We start from the raw sequence: 15,386 nt of genomic DNA on the forward strand, positions 1-15,386 counted from the left end.
AAAAATATTAGTTATCCAACATATGACGTGAATTAGTTGGATAACTGACAAAAGGCGGGAAAATGGTGAGTTCAAAATTGGATAGACGTAAAAAATACACCCGTTTAGTATTGAAGGAAAGTTTTATAAAACGAATGCAGGAAAAGCCATTATCAACGATTACAATAAAAGAAGTTTGCGAGCTTGCAGATATTAACCGGTCTACTTTTTATTCTCATTATAAAGATCTATATGATTTACTCACACAAATAGAGGATAAGATTATTGAGGATCTGAATGAGACCTTAACCTCTTACAACTATTCGGAAGACGAAGAGGCCATTCGGATGACAGAGAAGCTTATGGAATATATTGCGGAAAACCATGAGAGCTGCCAGACATTATTCAGTGAACACGGCGACCCGGATTTTCAGAAAAAGGTGATCATGCTTGCCCACACTCATTTATTAAATTCCCTGAAGGAAGATCAAGTAGCCGCCCCATACAATTCAGAGTATTTAAGCCTGTTTATAGCCAACGGAAGTATTCACGTCGTGCAAAACTGGCTCAAAAACGGACTGAAGGAATCACCGGAAGAAATAGCCGAGCTCATTATAAAGCTTGCCACAAGGGGAGTGTCGGGGCTTCAATCATAAAGAGGAGCAACTGAGCAGCACCCGCTTGCCTAGATAGACGGCTTTACGAAAAAAGGAGGGCTTAAGGAGAAAAATAAGAGCAGCTCAAAAGGAGCTACGGCAAGTGAGAGGATGATAAAGCGAGGAAAAGACCCGCTCGTCAAAGGGCCAGGGGTATCGAGCGGGTGATAAAAGCGGGATAAGGTCCACTCAGAACGCGCTGCGTCACCTGAGAGGGTGAAAAAGCGAGGAAAAGAGCCGCTCGAGAAAGGGCCAGGGGTATCGAGCGGGTCATAAACCGAAAATAAGGTCCACTCAGAACGCGCTACGGCACCTGAGAGGATGATAAGGCGAGGAAAAGAGCCGCTCGAGAAAGGGCCGGGGGTATCGAGCGGGTCATATACGTGGGATAAGGTCCACTCAGAACGCGCTGCGTCACCTGAGAGGGTGAAAAAGCGAGGAAAAGACCCGCTCGTCAAAGGGCCAGGGTATCGAGCGGGTGATAAACGTGGGATAAGGTCCACTCAGAACGCGCTGCGTCACCTGAGAGGATGATAAAGCGAGAAAAAGACCCACTCGGCAAAGGGTCAGGGGTATCGAGCGGGCCATAAACCGAAAATAAGGTCGACTCAGAAGGCGCTCCGGCAAGTGAGTGGGTGATAAAGCGAGAAAGGACCTCCTCATTTCTTAAAGGTGCCAAACTATATTTACTCATCGGTTTGAATTTACTGGTTTATAGAAATTGAATTATCGGGTATAATGATTACAAGAAGTCATATTATAAAAAAGACCGCTAGTGCTGTCACACTAACGGTCCGTAATAGTTCAGTTCCCATCAAAGGGGATTGGCACTCAGGATAAGCCTCCCGAAGAGCCGCTCAACTCATGCAGGGGGCTTATTTTTTATGGTTAAAAGCCAACATAGCGACAATTAATATCCCAAAAGAGATCATTAACGACAACGCGTCTGCGACTGTGACCATATAGGCATCACCTCCTTTCGGAAGGTGAGCCAACCCCCTATGAGTTCCTGAACTATCACTCACTTATTTTACCATATCTTTCATATATGATGGCGTAAAACCAAGATAACTCAACACTTTTAAATGTTTACCAATCATAGGATTAAAAGGTACTAGTTGCTGTATTTACACAGCTTTTTTCATTTTCCTGTTCAAGTGATGATAAACTTAAAAGAAGCATATACATAGATGGCAAAAAACAAGGAGTGCTTTGAGATGGCGCTGCATTTTGACCACAGTGAGTACAGGGTAAGCTTTAAAGGCGACTCGGTCTCACTTCTTAGGAGAGAGTACGAGCTTTTAAGTTTTTTATATGAAAATCCGGGCAGGGCGTTTTCCCGGGAAGAACTCCTTGATGCTGTATGGAAACTGGAGGCGCCCGGGGACAGGACGGTGGACGACCATATATACCGGCTGAGGAGAAAATTGAAGAGCTGGAACACTTATCTGACGATCAAAACGGTTAAGGGTTACGGCTATTCCTTAAATGTGACTCCGACTGAGGAAACTCCCTCACCCTTAAAAAATGACCGTGAATTTAAAGAAATTACAACCCATCTGCTGAATAAGTACCACCTGTATGGCCACGGCGAAGCCTTTAAAACAATTTTGGATCAGAAATCTCTCGGAATTGAGCCTGGCAGGAATACAAAGGTTATTTATTCATTAATTGAGGGCGACCTCTTAAAGCTGGCACAATCCAGGGAAGTTGCCTTTTCTGAAAAACTGCTTTTTATGCTTTATTCTTATATGCTTGTTGCTAACGAGCGGAAAGATGTCCTCCCATACTATGAAAAAGCTCTGGAAAAGACATTATTTTGTGAAGCCTCTAATGCAGAAGCGACTATTCTGGCGCCGGTCTTCTTTTATTTGTTTGCAGAGGATTTTTCCGCAGCAGCCGCTCACTTAAAAAAGGCAGACAGACTAGTAACCTCGGAAAATCACGGTTTTTACCCCTTTTTACAGTTGAGCAGAATGATGCTTTTTATCTGCTTGAAAGAGCAGGAAAAGGTGAATAGTGTGATAAATAAGATGGAAAGTTTTTTTAAAGAGAGAGAGTACCAGCGGGAACTGGGTATATTTGTTGTATTAAAAGGGGTCTTCGCCCTGCAGTCGGGCGACCGGGCGAAGGGCCGCGAATATATAGCTGAAGGAATGAGGGTGACAGTAAATACCAGATTTATGTCCCATGTTTATTTCGCTAATGATATTTGCTTGTTCTTCCTGGAAAAAATAGTTTCTGATGAGCAGCTTTATAAAGAAATGTTAAAAGAAAAAGCTTTTTTCTCGGAAAAATTCAACTTTTCTGCGTTTAAAACAGAAGTTGAAAGACAGTTTAAACAGCATCTCTGAAGCCTGCAGCTGCAGGTTTTTTTATGTCTGATACTCCTCTGATATTCGCCGTATAAAGTGTTAGTAAGACCAAAGAGAAATGAGTGATTGATATGGCGAATAACTCTTCAATCTGGAAGAATGCTGTTTTTATGAGAATGTTCTGCTCCTATTCTATATCCATGCTGGGCCGCTGGTTTGATATGGTGGCGATCATGATATTATTCGGTTATGTGTGGGAAACGGATCCTCTGACGATAGCTTTAATACCAGTGATGTATGCTCTTCCTCATGCTTTATTGAGCCAGTTTGCAGGGATTCTGGCAGACCGTTTTAACAAAGGAAAATTAATGATGATGGCTGATGTGGGGACGGCGGTTTTAACAATTGTGCTGGCGATGGCGCCTGGGCCGTGGCTCGCCCTGCCGATCCTGCTGCTCCGTGCCACTCTTACAGTGATTCATTTTCCGGCCCAGCAGGCGCTTATAAAGCACGTAGTGGAGGAGAATCTCATTGTAAAAGCTGTCACGCTTAATGGCACGGTAAATGAATTTACTAAAATTATGGGCCCGATTTTAGGCGGCTCTCTGGCGGCGATTTTCTCTCCACGTCTATGTATCCTGATTAATGCTGCCGCCTATTTTATTTCTGCGCTAATTCTTTTATCCATTATTAAGAAAAGGGAAGTGGAGACGAGCAGATCAGCTGAAGTAGAAGCAGGGAACAAAGCGTCCTTCTGGCAGTCATGGAAAGACGGCTGGTCAATGGTGCTCTCGAGTAAAATTCTGGTGGTGGCTGTTACTTTTTCACTCCTTGGTATGACGGCGATTCAAATGACAGATGTGCAGATAACCGTTTTACTCAGGGAAATCGCACCGGAACGGCCTGAAATGATTGGCTGGGTAATGGCATCATCGGGAGCAGGCGCACTTGCGGTAATGATGCTAATGAACCGCTTTAAAAAGATAGCTTATTACGGTGTGCTGATTGGAAGCAGCTTTCTTCTCATCGGGGTTCCGTTCGGGATGCTGGGGCTCCTGGAAACAGGCGTCCAAAGCTTTGTTCTTACAGGATTAGGGTTTGCTGCAGGCATTGGCATCGGAATATATACAATCGTTATCAGCTATATTCTCCAAAAAGAAACTGCCAGGGAGAACATAGGCCGGGTCTCAGGAATTTATAATTCGTTAAGTGGAATGGTTGTCCTTGGCGCACCTCTGTTAGGCGGTATGCTCGTTGGGCTGTTTGATGTCCGTCTCGTATACCTGGGCGTTGGTCTTTCCCTTTCATTAATAGGATTAACTTCCGCTTTACTCCAACAAGTCCTCTGGCAGAAGAATGAGGGGATCAGCGTAAAAAAGGTAACTGTGGGCATGAAATCTTATGAATAAACCATTATATAAAACGATAGGGAAAGTCTAAGAAGCTGCTAATGCGGCTTTTTTTTTAGGTTGACTGATAGCTGGAAAATGATGTTAAGCTGAAGGGGGATAAATCGAAAAAAGAACAAGGAAGGAATGTAGAGATTTAACAAATGGACAATTAAGGTAAATTTAGAGAATTAAATAATAAAATTAACGAAGCAGGATAGTGGAATAAAAGTTAGGGGGATGAAATGAGAAAATACTTATCGTTAGTATCTCTTGCTACTCTGATAATCACCGCTATTATATTACTATTAGGTGTTGGAAAAATTAGAGGGGACATAGGGACTGGAGTATTAATATCTGGATTGTTTATTTCATTGGGCACAGCCTTGTTTAGCAAAAAAGGAGCATTAAAAACTATATGCTTAGTTCTTGTCTTCGGGATAATTGGAGTTTATGGAGTTTGGATAGTTGCTTTTTATTTAAGCTATAAATTGTAATTGAAGGAACCAAACGTTGGAATTAATGTACCAGTTACAGTTGATGTGAGGGAGAGGCTCTGTGGCGACGGCAATGAATGTATTGAGGTGCGCAGCAGAGTAGTTAATAGAATTAAAAACGTGTACTGAAAGAGAGAGAAATACTTGAAGGATGTGACGCTCTGAATGGATATTATTATACTTGTAACTTTTATTCTGATTTTAGTTGTGGCAGCCAAGGTATCCGAAAAGGTAATTAAAAGACAGGATAAACAAATTGAATTATTAGAAGAAATAAAATCAATGATGCAAGAGAAAAACGTAAAATAGTGGAATGGTTACATAGTTATCACGATGATCAAGAGGAGAGAGGGCCCAGGCCGGCGGCTTCTGGGGAAGAATATTATTTGAGAGGGAGGCGGCTGTGGAAAAGTACAAACGGAACATATTTTCTATTATTCTTATTGTCAGTATCTTTTTAATAGTTTTTGAACATGGACTGAATCTTGATTTTGGGTTAGGTCAGTTCTTTTTAATTGTAGCAGGAGGCTACGCCATATACCTGAACCTTATAGCTTGGAAAACTGAGCTGAAACCAACGGTTAGGATTCGCCGGTTTTAAACACTTGCTGTGAACCTACCCGTCAACCTTGATAAGCAGCTGGAAAGGTAAAAAGAAGAGTGGCCTTCTGCCCGAAGAGCGGATGGAGCAGTTGGAATGGTGAAAAGAGGAGCCATCTTATGCCCGAAGAGGGTGAAAAACAGCTGGAAAGGTGAAATAAGGTAAGAAACAAGCGTCCTCCAGTAAGGGAGATTGTTTTAAACAGGCTTAGACCATCGTATGTAAGTAACACAACCCTGCCACTAATAAAGGATCCAAGTCATTATCTTCATTTAAACGGATGTTCATTTCGTTGACAGCCGGATTCAGGGTGCGTTCGGCTGTACCTATATGAGTTTCTGAATCACCTGTTATCTTATAAAAATTTATTTCCCTTAGTTCTTTAATTTTAGAAAAAGCCCGGTATTTTTTATCACCAATTGAAAAATTCAGAATCACACCTAACTTTCTGTTATCTCCAGCATGTCCAATTAATGAATGACTGTCGTATATGGAGAAAGTGCCCATCTTTATCATTCGCTGCCACGGGTTGTCAGCAGAAATATCATATTTAACATTAATTCCTTCAGGTTCTGTCACACGAATATTAGCAATTAATTTGTGTGAAATGTGCCTCCCGAAACGGTGAATAAAGGGGTTTTTATTATACCTTTGCATGGTGCCCAGTTTTTCATTTTCCTTAAATACGTCCACTTCTTTAACGCTATGTTTATATAAAGGTATTTTAAACGTTATATTTAACATATAGAACCTCCTGTGAACATCAAGGTTACAATTTTTCCTCTCATAAGGCCCGCCAAAAGCAAGCAGCTGCACTCCTCGCAAGCATATTTATAACAAAACTAAGAGGAAGATCCCTAAACCCAGACATAAAATAGCGGTGGGTCCAAATTATTCTCCCTCCTGTTTAAGCAGGTTAGCATCCAATCACCATACGGCTTAGGTGGCAGATTCAGATAATAGATACTGGAGGGACTGTATATAAGAAATTTTTTAGTTTCTGTTTTTTTCCTCCCGGCGTTTATGAATCCGGGGCACAATAAAGTACCAGGAAATAAATCCGCCTATCGATAATCCTATGACGTTTTGCCATCTTATTTCCCCGAAAAGGAAGTAACCAACGAGGATAGCTGTAATTGCAAATGTGGCCGCACTAATAAGACCATCTCTCAAGCGTTCACTCATAACATCCCACCTTATGTTTAAACTTAGGGAAAAACATAGTTACTTTTCTTTTACTGTCCAAATTATGAATCTTAGAAAGAAAGGCTGTAAGGACTTTTTATCGTTTACTTCCCTGGTTTAGAGTAATATAATCTTATTTAGAGAAATTAATTTCCATTTTTTACAAACGAATGATAGGATATTAATTTATTCTGTTGGCTGAGCAGAATGTAAACAATAACTATTAAATAATAGGGGATGAGATATGATGGGATGGCTTAATATAGGCAGTCTTGTGCTTGGACTAATTGCCTGGATACTTCCTCTTGTGAACCTCTCGTATGTGAATAAGCAGGACAATAAAAATTGGGCGGCTTTATCAGTTATGAGCCTCAGCGCGTGTGTGATCGCGCTAAGTTTCCAGATTTTTTATAATTATCATTTGGTAAAAATAGGGGATTGGTCGGCTCTTATGGACACGACTGGTGCCGTGGCAATTGCCGCAGCTGTCCTGATTGCCGGCACCTTATTTTTCAATACGATCAATCTCATCGTATACCGCGGCACGACAGCAAAGTAATAGAAAGTAAACACATGACGTGATAAAAGAGGGTTTGTTAAAACTGTAGAGTGGGGTGTGGCCAGGCTGATTCAACAATACCTTTTAGCGGGGGAGAGAAGAAAAAGTATGGCTGAAAAATTTAAAACAAATCGAAAGGCTTTAGGATCGCTCTCACTTGGCATCGTGTCACTATTTATCCCTGTATTAGGCATTCCTTTTGGTATTATTGGGGTGATATTTTCCAAAATAGCAAAAGAAGAAATTAAAAATACAAATGAAGAGGGCAGCGGGCTTGCTACGGCAGGCATGGTTTGCAGTATAGCGGGTATTCTAATCCAACTCTTTTGGCTGCTGGTCGCTATTCTATCCATCTACTCTGGATAGATTTTTTGCCGTAGGCCTCACAACCCCCGCCCGTTTCATACTCCTAACAGCTCTCCTAAAACCCTAACGTATCCCGCACTTTTTGCACATAACTTTGGCTAATGGAAAGGCGAGTGTCTTCTGGTTTTCGTAAGGCAATCTCTAAATTGGAAGCGACATCCCTGGAGATTTGCTTAATATAAGAAATATTAACGATATAAGAACGATGAATACGGATGAATGAGTTTGATAAGCGAAACTCCAGCGTTTTAAGAGGATATTTAGACTGAAAGCAGCCTTCCTCGGTCACAATAAGTGTTTTCTTTTGATGGCTTTCGATATAAATAATCTGATCCACTGCGATAGGAATCCACACGTCTTCTTGTCTGCCCACGATAAAAGACACAGGGGATGAATAGTAGTCAGGCGGTAATATCACCGTTAATGCCCCGCTCAGTCTTGCCTCTTTGTTTTCAAGAGGGTACCCGACGCCATAATAAGGGACGCCAAACACTGATTTATCAACTAAAGATTCCACACGGCTTTTCTGTAAGTACACCCGCTCGGTAATACTTCCCGAAGGAATGGACTGTCCTTGATTGATATGAATGTCGTGTTTGCCCGGGATATACGTGACATATTTATTCTCGTCCGCTATGGCAATGGAAGCCTCTTCAGGCACCCAATCTTCTATGAATGTAGAAAATTGATGATAAACAGTATCTTTCAATTTTTCTCACCCTTTTCTTAAACTAATTATTAAGAATTTTTTGATTAGTCTCAATTATTTACATTCTATCTTCCATTATTGTGCTCTGTCAATTTATTATGACATCTTCACGATTCTTCTATAGAATAATCATCATACCAATAGTGAAAATGATAAAAAGCTATTATTAGAAAAATAAGTAGGCGCCCTATTTGAATCATTCGTGATTCATTTTTATTTTACGAGAAATGTAAGCGCTTCACTTATTTTTGAAAGTCCACTAATTATTCAAGAGGAGGCAATATTAATGGAGTCAAACGTATTAACCTCAACAAATTCAAACGGGAACTTAAGGAATTATGACGAGGTCTGCGACTCATTTGAATGGTCACAAGCGGAGAAAGCATTTTCCTGGGCTGAAACAGGCCTTGTGAATATGGCACATGAAGCAATTGATCGGCATGCTGATTCTGACAAAGGGAATAAAGTGGCTTTATATTATTCAGATCAACATAGAAAAGAAGAATATACGTTCAAAGATATGAGAGATTACTCCAACAAGGCTGGAAATGTCTTAAAGGACAGCGGGGTTACAAAAGGGGACAGGGTATTTATTTTCATGCCGCGATCTCCGGAACTTTATTTTCTGCTTCTCGGAACAATTAAGCTGGGCGGCATTGCCGGGCCGTTATTTGAAGCCTTTATGGAAGGAGCCGTAAAGGACCGCTTAGAGGACAGCGGGGCCAAAGTGCTGGTGACGACACCTGAACTGCTCGGACGCGTTCCGGTTGATGAACTTCCAGAGCTCGAAAAACTGGTCATTGTTGGTGACGACGTCAAAGAAGATGAAAAAACAATAAATTTCCACCGGCAATTTGAACAAGCGAGCAGCACACTGGATATCGAATGGGTGGACCGTGAAGACGGCATGATTCTTCATTATACGTCCGGTTCTACAGGTAAACCAAAAGGCGTTTTACACGTTCATAACGCCATGATTCAACATTATCAAACGGCTAAGTGGGTGCTCGATTTAAAAGATGACGATGTGTACTGGTGTACGGCAGACCCGGGCTGGGTAACAGGAACGTCTTACGGTATTTTTGCCCCATGGCTGGCAGGGGTGTCAAATGTAATCAGGGGAGGGCGCTTCAGTCCTGAAGACTGGTATCAGACGCTCGAAAATTATAAAGTAACCGTTTGGTACAGTGCGCCAACAGCCTTCCGGATGCTCATGGGCTACGGGGATAAAGCCCTTGCTAAATACGACCTGTCTTCATTGAGGCACGTGCTGAGTGTGGGTGAGCCGTTAAACCCTGAAGTCATTCGCTGGGGAATGCAGGCACTGAATTTGAGAATCCACGATACGTGGTGGATGACGGAAACGGGCGCCCAGGTGATTTGTAATTATCCTTCAATGGAAATCAAACCAGGTTCCATGGGGAAACCGGTTCCTGGGACAGAAGCGGCCATTGTTGATGACGAGGGAAATGTCCTTCCGCCTAACAGCATGGGTAATCTCGCCATTAAAAAAGGATGGCCGTCGATGATGAGAGCCATTTGGAACCGTCCGGAAAAATTCGAATCGTACTTCCTTGCCGGGGACTGGTACGTGTCAGGCGACTCCGCTTACATGGATGAAGAGGGCTACTTCTGGTTCCAGGGGCGTGTGGACGATGTCATCATGACATCTGGTGAACGAGTGGGTCCTTTCGAAGTTGAAAGCAAACTTGTTGAACATCCGGCTGTGGCTGAAGCCGGTGTGATCGGCACACCGGATCCGGTCCGGGGAGAAATTATTAAAGCCTTTATTGCTTTACGGGACGGATATGAATACAGCGAGGAACTTGAAGAAGAAATCCGTAATTTTGTGAAAAGAGGGTTATCTGCTCATGCGGCACCAAAGGATATTGAATTTAAAGATTCCCTGCCGAAAACGCGAAGCGGAAAAATTATGAGAAGAGTGTTAAAAGCATGGGAACTTGATTTGCCGACAGGTGATTTATCTACGATGGAAAAGTAAGCTTGTTCTGACAAAAATGCAGGGATCACCAGCGAAAGAGTTAAGCCTTGTGATTTTATGGATAAAAAGCGCATGACCTTGTTTCAAGACCTGGGACTCTAGATATAAAAAAACACCCGAGGGAGGAAACAGAATGAAGGTAACTAAAAATAGATGGCTCATCGCGTTATCAGCCATCTCTATTCACCTTTCAATAGGAGCTGCCTACGCCTACAGCGTCTATACGAATCCTATTCGCGATACAGTAGGCTGGTCTACAACAGGAATTACCTTATCCTTTACAATTATGATGGCACTTGCCGGGATAGCTGCCGCATTTTTCGGCCCGTTCGTTGAGAGAAACGGGCCGAGAAAGTCAGCGATGATTGCAGCTATTCTGTTTGGATTAGGACAAGCTGGAGCGGGTGTGGCCGTTGCGGTGGATTCGTTGCTTCTTTTTCTGCTCACATACGGCTTTGCCAGTGGGTTAGGAATGGGGATCGGCTACATCGCGCCTGTTTCCACCCTCGTGAAATGGTTCCCCGACCGCAGAGGATTGGCAACAGGGATGGCTGTATTAGGATTTGGTGCAGGGGCTTTGATTACAGCACCTGTTGCAGCGAGCTTAATGGGGTCCATTGGTATTTCAATGACCTTTTATATTTTAGGGATTAGTTACTTTATTCTTATGGTCATAGGGGCTTCCTACATCGCCCGGCCTCCTGAAGGCTGGATGCCTGAAGGAATGGAAAAGGCTATTGCTTCAGGCAAAAAGACAGTGAAAAAGGATTTATCACAATTAACAGCTAGAGAAGCAGTGAGAACAAGACGTTTTTGGATGTTATGGAGTATGATGCTCATTAACGTGACTGCGGGGATTATGATGATATCTGTGGCATCTCCTATGGCGCAAGAAGTGGTTGGTCTGTCAGCAGCCGGAGCAGCCACGATGGTAGGGATTATGGGTATTTTTAACGGAGGCGGCAGACTTGGATGGGCAGCCATATCTGATTATGTTGGAAGACCCACCGTCTTCATCACGTTTTTCTTGCTTCAATTAATCGCCTTTATTACCATTCCTAACATCACAAATATATTACTGTTTCAGGCGCTCGTTTTTATTGTCGTCAGCTGTTACGGCGGCGGATTTTCCAACTTGCCAGCGTTCATTGGGGATCTGTTTGGAACGAAACAGCTCGGAGCCATTCATGGCTATCTTTTAACAACCTGGTCTTTGGGGGGAATTCTAGGCCCGTTATTAGTCTCGCAAATTAGAGAAGTAACTAACAGTTACATTCCTGTGTTCTATGTCTTTACAGGGCTAATTACAGTCGCTTTCCTGCTCTCCATTTTCCTTCAATTAGATATCAAAAAAATCGAGAAGGAAAAAGAGGAGACTTGGGGACAGACTGAGACTGCACGGCCTAAAGCTATTAATAAAAAAGTGGTTCACTCCGTTCAATATAATGAAAGATAGTTAGAGTGAAAGCTGAAAGGTTTTAGCCCATGCATTAGGAGGGGGACAGACCCCACCATATTTAATTAATGACCCAATTCTCCGTCTTACGGAGGGGTGGGTCATTTTATATTTTGATAGGTCTTTCTGCTGGGGGTGTTGGATTAAATTTTTAAAAGGGAAGGGAACAACTCACAGAAAGTAGGAGTTAGAGATTAAGGGCATCGGTTTTGGTGGATAAAAATAAAATAACGTATCAATTAACAGGTCAATTTACATTTGAATTGGTCTTCACGTTTTTACTATTGTTAAAGGCTTTTCTCTTTTTACATAGTGCGAAAGCGGGAGAAATGAAGCCTGATTAATGTTTAAAATTATAAAAAACTGACCACCTATACAGTAAGTCAGTTTTATGCATCTCTCTGCTTATGCGGATGAGTTAAGATAACTCTACTTTATAACTATTAATTACTCAGTGATTACAAAAGCTGAAATGTATTTATCCAACAAATGATTTTTTTCTCTTTCAGAGAGTTCATAATATGGCTTGTCGGCAGGCAGTATGAGATGGCTCAAGAAGATACCACTCAGCTGTCTTGCCCAATGAGTCGAGTCGATGACTAGATTATTTTGCTGGGCGTGCTGTTCAATACCATGAGTAAGTGATGTGAAAATCATGTCAGGCAAATTTATTTCTGGCGGTAAATTCCCCATTAAACTCTCAGCAATCACCATCTTTACAAGATTACGATTTCTAGACAGGACATTTAAACGGTTATCAATAATTGACCGGAGGAACTCCTCGGTATCGTGTGTTTTGGCCTGTTCTATTAAATGAGCATAAAACTTTTTTTCCAGTACTGACTTGATGACAGTAATAAACAACTGTTGTTTATTACCGAACTTTCGAAAAAGTGTTACTTCCGCAACTTTCGCTTCGTTCGCAACCTCTTGAGTTGTTGCTTGAAAACCTTTTCGTATAAAAACCTGTAACGCAGATTGGATAATTTGCTCCGTTTTGTCTCTCATGGTATCTCCTTCCCAGACCAAAGCTCACATTTATAATGACTGTTTTAGCTTTTTCCTGTAAATCAACTGTCCAACAATCATTAGTAATGCAGGCAGGACTAAGATGGTACTAATTAAAGCTAAGCCAATGTTAATTAAAGTCATCATACCAAAATCACTTAAAATTGCAAAGTCAGAGAACAGAAGGGCGCTAAATCCGCCTATGGTTGTTAAAGCAGAAGCAAATATAGCTTTTCCAATTTTCTGATTAGCAATAAGAATTGCTGTCCGGTTAGATGCTCCTGCTTGGCGCTCTTCATCATAACGTTCCATCAGTAAAATGGTGAATTCTGTGCCAATACCTATAATTAAAGCACCTAGCGTAGCTGTAAGCGGGGTATATTCAATACCTAGTCCGTACACGGCGAGTCCTGACCAGCCAACAATTAAAAGAATCGGCAGCAAAGGGATCATTGCTTTTACAGGCCGGCGATAGATTGCGAGAAGGCCGAGAAATACAAGTGCCATCCCAAGAAGTGTCATTTGGTAACGACCAGTAGTGAGTGCTGTGACCATCTCTAAGTCGAGGATCGATTGTCCTGTTAATGTTGTTTCCAGAGAGCCAATCCGGTTACTTTCAATAAAGGACTCCAGTTCGTCAACAAAAGCTTCTAGTTCTTCAGTGGGCATTTTTTTAATACCAATATGGATGACTCCTTTTGTATTATCGGGGTTAATAAAGCGATTGCGATGATCTTCCGGCAGGGATTCGATCAAATCACCTTTATTAACAGAAGCGGTCTCTTCCAAGCCATCTGCAGAATAGCTGGAAATAACCTCAAACGAATTTTTCTCTTGTTCCATGGTTTCCAAAAGCTCGGGTAATGACTGGATTTGAACCACTTCATTCGGGAATTCAGCTGCGATATCTTCACTGATATTCTCGACCCAAGTAAGAGTGGCATCGCTTAGTATGTCTTCCCCTTCATAGATGAGGGACACTTGGCTTGTAGAACCAAGCACTTCACGTACATAGTTGATGTCTGCAAGGGCCTCAGATTCCTGAGGCATGAATGTCTCAACATCTGTCTCTGCTGGTGCCTCTAAATCGAGCATAATACCTAGTGCCGCGAGGCCAATGGCTACAATTAAAATGAGCCATCTAAATACCATTACTTTATTGGTCCACCAGTTCAAAAAACGATCAAAAGTCGATTTTGAAGTCGTTTTATGCTCGTTTTTGCGCTCAGTCTCCCTGAAAAATCCATCTCGTATAAACAGTAAAGGGATTAAAATAAATATACCTGCGACAAAACTGATGACCATTCCTAAAGATAACATTTTTCCAAAATCCTGAATCATAGGGACTGGGGAGGTGTAAAGAGCGATAAATCCCAAAGCGGTTGCAACAAGCGCCGTAAGTACCGCTGGGGCCATCTTTTGAATGGTTATTTTTAAACTTTTTCTTGCTTGACTTCGTGTTTTACTGGCCTTCCCCATATGTTTCCTCATCCTTTCTGATTTCTTCTGTATAACGACTTTGAAATTGGATGGCATAGTCAATACCTAAGCCAATAAGGATTGGGAAGACTGCCATGGAAACCATTGTCACTGGTATCCCGAGCCACCCCATTAACCCGACGGTACCAAGTAAAGCGATGAAAATAATTGCCAGCGGAAGTAAGCGCCAGGATACAGGAAAAACTATGAATAGAATGAGCACCATAAAACCAGCAGACAAAGCTAACATCTGTTGAATACTTTCCTGCATAGACTGGCGGATATCATCGTTTAGAACCGGTTTTCCGGAAATAATAATATCCAGATCAGGATAATTCCTCTCGTTATAAGTTTCCGATAACCCTTCAATAAAATCACTTTTATCACTATCCGGGATACCACCGCGAAAAGTAATGATCATAGAAGTGTAGCGGTCATCTGTCACCATATCGGCAAAGCCGCGGCGAAGGTCACCTTCTCCGTTGTCCTCAAATAATAATTTATTTAGTGTGTCCTGTTCCTGGGGAACCCCCTGATAGAAGGCATCACTGTGACTAGCAAACTTGTCAATTAAGCCGGCCATTTCTCTGAGAGATTGTGATGTTTGCTCACTCATACTCGTCAGTTGATCTGAAATATCCTCCAACCCGTCTGTTACTTCATTAAGTCCTGATTCTGAAAAATTCCTCTGTTGTTCAAGGGTTAACTCTAACATCGTGTAAGGACTAACCACACTATGAATCATGTTCTCTTGCTTTTTGGAAAATGTGGTTATCAGTTCCATTACTTCAAAGGTGTCTACCGATAAGAGCGACTCTAAGTCTTCAGCTTCAAACAAGATAATGATTGATTCTCCGCCAAATTCATCACCCAGCATGTCATTATTCCGATAAACAGCCGTGTCAGTCTCAACTAGCGTATCGTTACCTGTTTTCATCTCAATAAATTGAACGCCAGTTAATAGAATGACTATTATAAGTAAAGAAATAAATACGCTCTTCACGGGTTTTCGGACTAGCAGGCGGGCAATTAAACTTTTCAAATTTGTGTACCTCCTATTATTCTTTAAATATCCAAAATATAATGAATGTAAGTACTTACTTACATTAAAAATAATAAACGTATGATTTCCCAATGTCAAGGATAACTCGATTTTGTTTTAAGGCAGTTAAAGACAAAGAAACTA

17 protein-coding genes are annotated in these 15,386 nt (G+C 41.8%); 10 read left to right on the forward strand and 7 right to left on the reverse strand.

The genetic code is table 11. The features are described from left to right. The first annotated feature begins 77 nt into the window (after window positions 1-77). On the forward strand, window positions 78-635 hold the full coding sequence (locus tag BMW59_RS11600; protein ID WP_342740096.1) for a TetR/AcrR family transcriptional regulator: 558 nt from the start codon (window positions 78-80) through the stop codon (window positions 633-635). An 875-nt stretch (window positions 636-1,510) separates the two neighbouring features. Here BMW59_RS11600 and BMW59_RS22450 read toward each other — a convergent pair. Beyond that, window positions 1,511-1,597, reverse strand: coding sequence for a putative holin-like toxin (locus BMW59_RS22450; protein ID WP_425441272.1), 87 nt, complete (start codon window positions 1,595-1,597; stop codon window positions 1,511-1,513). Window positions 1,598-1,852: 255 nt separating this feature from the next. Here BMW59_RS22450 and BMW59_RS11610 point away from each other — a divergent pair, with 255 nt between their 5' ends. From BMW59_RS11610 to BMW59_RS11625, 5 genes are all read left to right on the forward strand, one after another. Beyond that, window positions 1,853-2,989: a winged helix-turn-helix domain-containing protein gene (locus BMW59_RS11610; RefSeq protein ID WP_177174325.1), complete on the forward strand. Its 1,137-nt coding sequence runs from the start codon at window positions 1,853-1,855 to the stop codon at window positions 2,987-2,989. Between the two features lie 92 nt (window positions 2,990-3,081). Then, window positions 3,082-4,359 (forward strand): MFS transporter, encoded by a 1,278-nt coding sequence (locus tag BMW59_RS11615; RefSeq protein WP_143051230.1) that lies wholly within the window; start codon window positions 3,082-3,084, stop codon window positions 4,357-4,359. Window positions 4,360-4,583: 224 nt separating this feature from the next. Continuing rightward, window positions 4,584-4,835, forward strand: coding sequence for a hypothetical protein (locus BMW59_RS11620; RefSeq protein ID WP_093052068.1), 252 nt, complete (start codon window positions 4,584-4,586; stop codon window positions 4,833-4,835). A gap of 165 nt (window positions 4,836-5,000) precedes the next feature. Continuing rightward, a complete protein-coding gene (locus BMW59_RS21770) occupies window positions 5,001-5,144 on the forward strand; it encodes a hypothetical protein (RefSeq protein ID WP_177174326.1) in 144 nt (47 codons plus the stop codon). Window positions 5,145-5,238: 94 nt separating this feature from the next. Then, window positions 5,239-5,436 (forward strand): hypothetical protein, encoded by a 198-nt coding sequence (locus BMW59_RS11625; RefSeq protein WP_093052071.1) that lies wholly within the window; start codon window positions 5,239-5,241, stop codon window positions 5,434-5,436. Window positions 5,437-5,643: 207 nt separating this feature from the next. Here BMW59_RS11625 and BMW59_RS11630 read toward each other — a convergent pair whose 3' ends face one another. Then, a complete protein-coding gene (locus BMW59_RS11630) occupies window positions 5,644-6,180 on the reverse strand; it encodes a tubby C-terminal domain-like protein (RefSeq protein WP_093052075.1) in 537 nt (178 codons plus the stop codon). Between the two features lie 249 nt (window positions 6,181-6,429). Next, complete coding sequence (locus BMW59_RS11635; protein WP_093052078.1) at window positions 6,430-6,621, reverse strand: hypothetical protein; 192 nt, start codon at window positions 6,619-6,621, stop codon at window positions 6,430-6,432. Between the two features lie 244 nt (window positions 6,622-6,865). Between BMW59_RS11635 and BMW59_RS11640 the strand changes: the two genes are divergently transcribed. Then, on the forward strand, window positions 6,866-7,180 hold the full coding sequence (locus BMW59_RS11640; protein ID WP_093052081.1) for a hypothetical protein: 315 nt from the start codon (window positions 6,866-6,868) through the stop codon (window positions 7,178-7,180). A gap of 108 nt (window positions 7,181-7,288) precedes the next feature. Then, window positions 7,289-7,546: a DUF4190 domain-containing protein gene (locus BMW59_RS11645; RefSeq protein ID WP_093052084.1), complete on the forward strand. Its 258-nt coding sequence runs from the start codon at window positions 7,289-7,291 to the stop codon at window positions 7,544-7,546. A 55-nt stretch (window positions 7,547-7,601) separates the two neighbouring features. Here BMW59_RS11645 and BMW59_RS11650 read toward each other — a convergent pair whose 3' ends face one another. Beyond that, on the reverse strand, window positions 7,602-8,255 hold the full coding sequence (locus BMW59_RS11650; RefSeq protein ID WP_093052087.1) for a LytR/AlgR family response regulator transcription factor: 654 nt from the start codon (window positions 8,253-8,255) through the stop codon (window positions 7,602-7,604). A gap of 286 nt (window positions 8,256-8,541) precedes the next feature. On the opposite strand from BMW59_RS11650, the gene acsA reads away from it, so the two are divergent. Further along, window positions 8,542-10,257, forward strand: coding sequence for an acetate--CoA ligase (gene acsA, locus BMW59_RS11655; RefSeq protein ID WP_093052090.1), 1,716 nt, complete (start codon window positions 8,542-8,544; stop codon window positions 10,255-10,257). Window positions 10,258-10,390: 133 nt separating this feature from the next. Next, window positions 10,391-11,713 carry an L-lactate MFS transporter gene (locus BMW59_RS11660; RefSeq protein ID WP_093052094.1) on the forward strand — a complete coding sequence of 441 codons (1,323 nt, stop codon included), beginning with the start codon at window positions 10,391-10,393 and terminating at the stop codon, window positions 11,711-11,713. A gap of 447 nt (window positions 11,714-12,160) precedes the next feature. On the opposite strand, the gene BMW59_RS11665 is transcribed toward BMW59_RS11660, so the two are convergent. Genes BMW59_RS11665 through BMW59_RS11675 form a run of 3 tightly spaced genes read right to left on the reverse strand, consistent with a single transcriptional unit; the run spans window position 12,161 to window position 15,242 of the window. Then, a complete protein-coding gene (locus tag BMW59_RS11665; protein WP_093052097.1) occupies window positions 12,161-12,721 on the reverse strand; it encodes a TetR/AcrR family transcriptional regulator in 561 nt (186 codons plus the stop codon). A 30-nt stretch (window positions 12,722-12,751) separates the two neighbouring features. Next, on the reverse strand, window positions 12,752-14,200 hold the full coding sequence (locus BMW59_RS11670; RefSeq protein WP_093052100.1) for an efflux RND transporter permease subunit: 1,449 nt from the start codon (window positions 14,198-14,200) through the stop codon (window positions 12,752-12,754). Beyond that, on the reverse strand, window positions 14,184-15,242 hold the full coding sequence (locus BMW59_RS11675) for an MMPL family transporter (protein WP_093052103.1): 1,059 nt from the start codon (window positions 15,240-15,242) through the stop codon (window positions 14,184-14,186). The genes BMW59_RS11670 and BMW59_RS11675 overlap by 17 nt, the downstream gene beginning before the upstream one ends. Window positions 15,243-15,386: the final 144 nt, after the last annotated feature.

Source organism: Salipaludibacillus aurantiacus, assembly GCF_900111295.1.
GTDB classification, from domain to species: domain Bacteria; phylum Bacillota; class Bacilli; order Bacillales; family Salisediminibacteriaceae; genus Salipaludibacillus; species Salipaludibacillus aurantiacus.

What these genes read in the sequence shown, in the direction of transcription:
- BMW59_RS22450 (WP_425441272.1), bottom strand. Translation starts at nt 1,597, where the DNA reads ATGGTCACAGTCGCAGACGCGTTGTCGTTAATGATCTCTTTTGGGATA.
- BMW59_RS11610 (WP_177174325.1), top strand. Translation starts at nt 1,853, where the DNA reads ATGGCGCTGCATTTTGACCACAGTGAGTACAGGGTAAGCTTTAAAGGC.
- BMW59_RS11615 (WP_143051230.1), top strand. Translation starts at nt 3,082, where the DNA reads ATGGCGAATAACTCTTCAATCTGGAAGAATGCTGTTTTTATGAGAATG.
- BMW59_RS11620 (WP_093052068.1), top strand. Translation starts at nt 4,584, where the DNA reads ATGAGAAAATACTTATCGTTAGTATCTCTTGCTACTCTGATAATCACC.
- BMW59_RS21770 (WP_177174326.1), top strand. Translation starts at nt 5,001, where the DNA reads ATGGATATTATTATACTTGTAACTTTTATTCTGATTTTAGTTGTGGCA.
- BMW59_RS11630 (WP_093052075.1), bottom strand. Translation starts at nt 6,180, where the DNA reads ATGTTAAATATAACGTTTAAAATACCTTTATATAAACATAGCGTTAAA.
- BMW59_RS11635 (WP_093052078.1), bottom strand. Translation starts at nt 6,621, where the DNA reads ATGAGTGAACGCTTGAGAGATGGTCTTATTAGTGCGGCCACATTTGCA.
- BMW59_RS11640 (WP_093052081.1), top strand. Translation starts at nt 6,866, where the DNA reads ATGATGGGATGGCTTAATATAGGCAGTCTTGTGCTTGGACTAATTGCC.
- BMW59_RS11645 (WP_093052084.1), top strand. Translation starts at nt 7,289, where the DNA reads ATGGCTGAAAAATTTAAAACAAATCGAAAGGCTTTAGGATCGCTCTCA.
- acsA (WP_093052090.1), top strand. Translation starts at nt 8,542, where the DNA reads ATGGAGTCAAACGTATTAACCTCAACAAATTCAAACGGGAACTTAAGG.
- BMW59_RS11660 (WP_093052094.1), top strand. Translation starts at nt 10,391, where the DNA reads ATGAAGGTAACTAAAAATAGATGGCTCATCGCGTTATCAGCCATCTCT.
- BMW59_RS11665 (WP_093052097.1), bottom strand. Translation starts at nt 12,721, where the DNA reads ATGAGAGACAAAACGGAGCAAATTATCCAATCTGCGTTACAGGTTTTT.
- BMW59_RS11670 (WP_093052100.1), bottom strand. Translation starts at nt 14,200, where the DNA reads ATGGGGAAGGCCAGTAAAACACGAAGTCAAGCAAGAAAAAGTTTAAAA.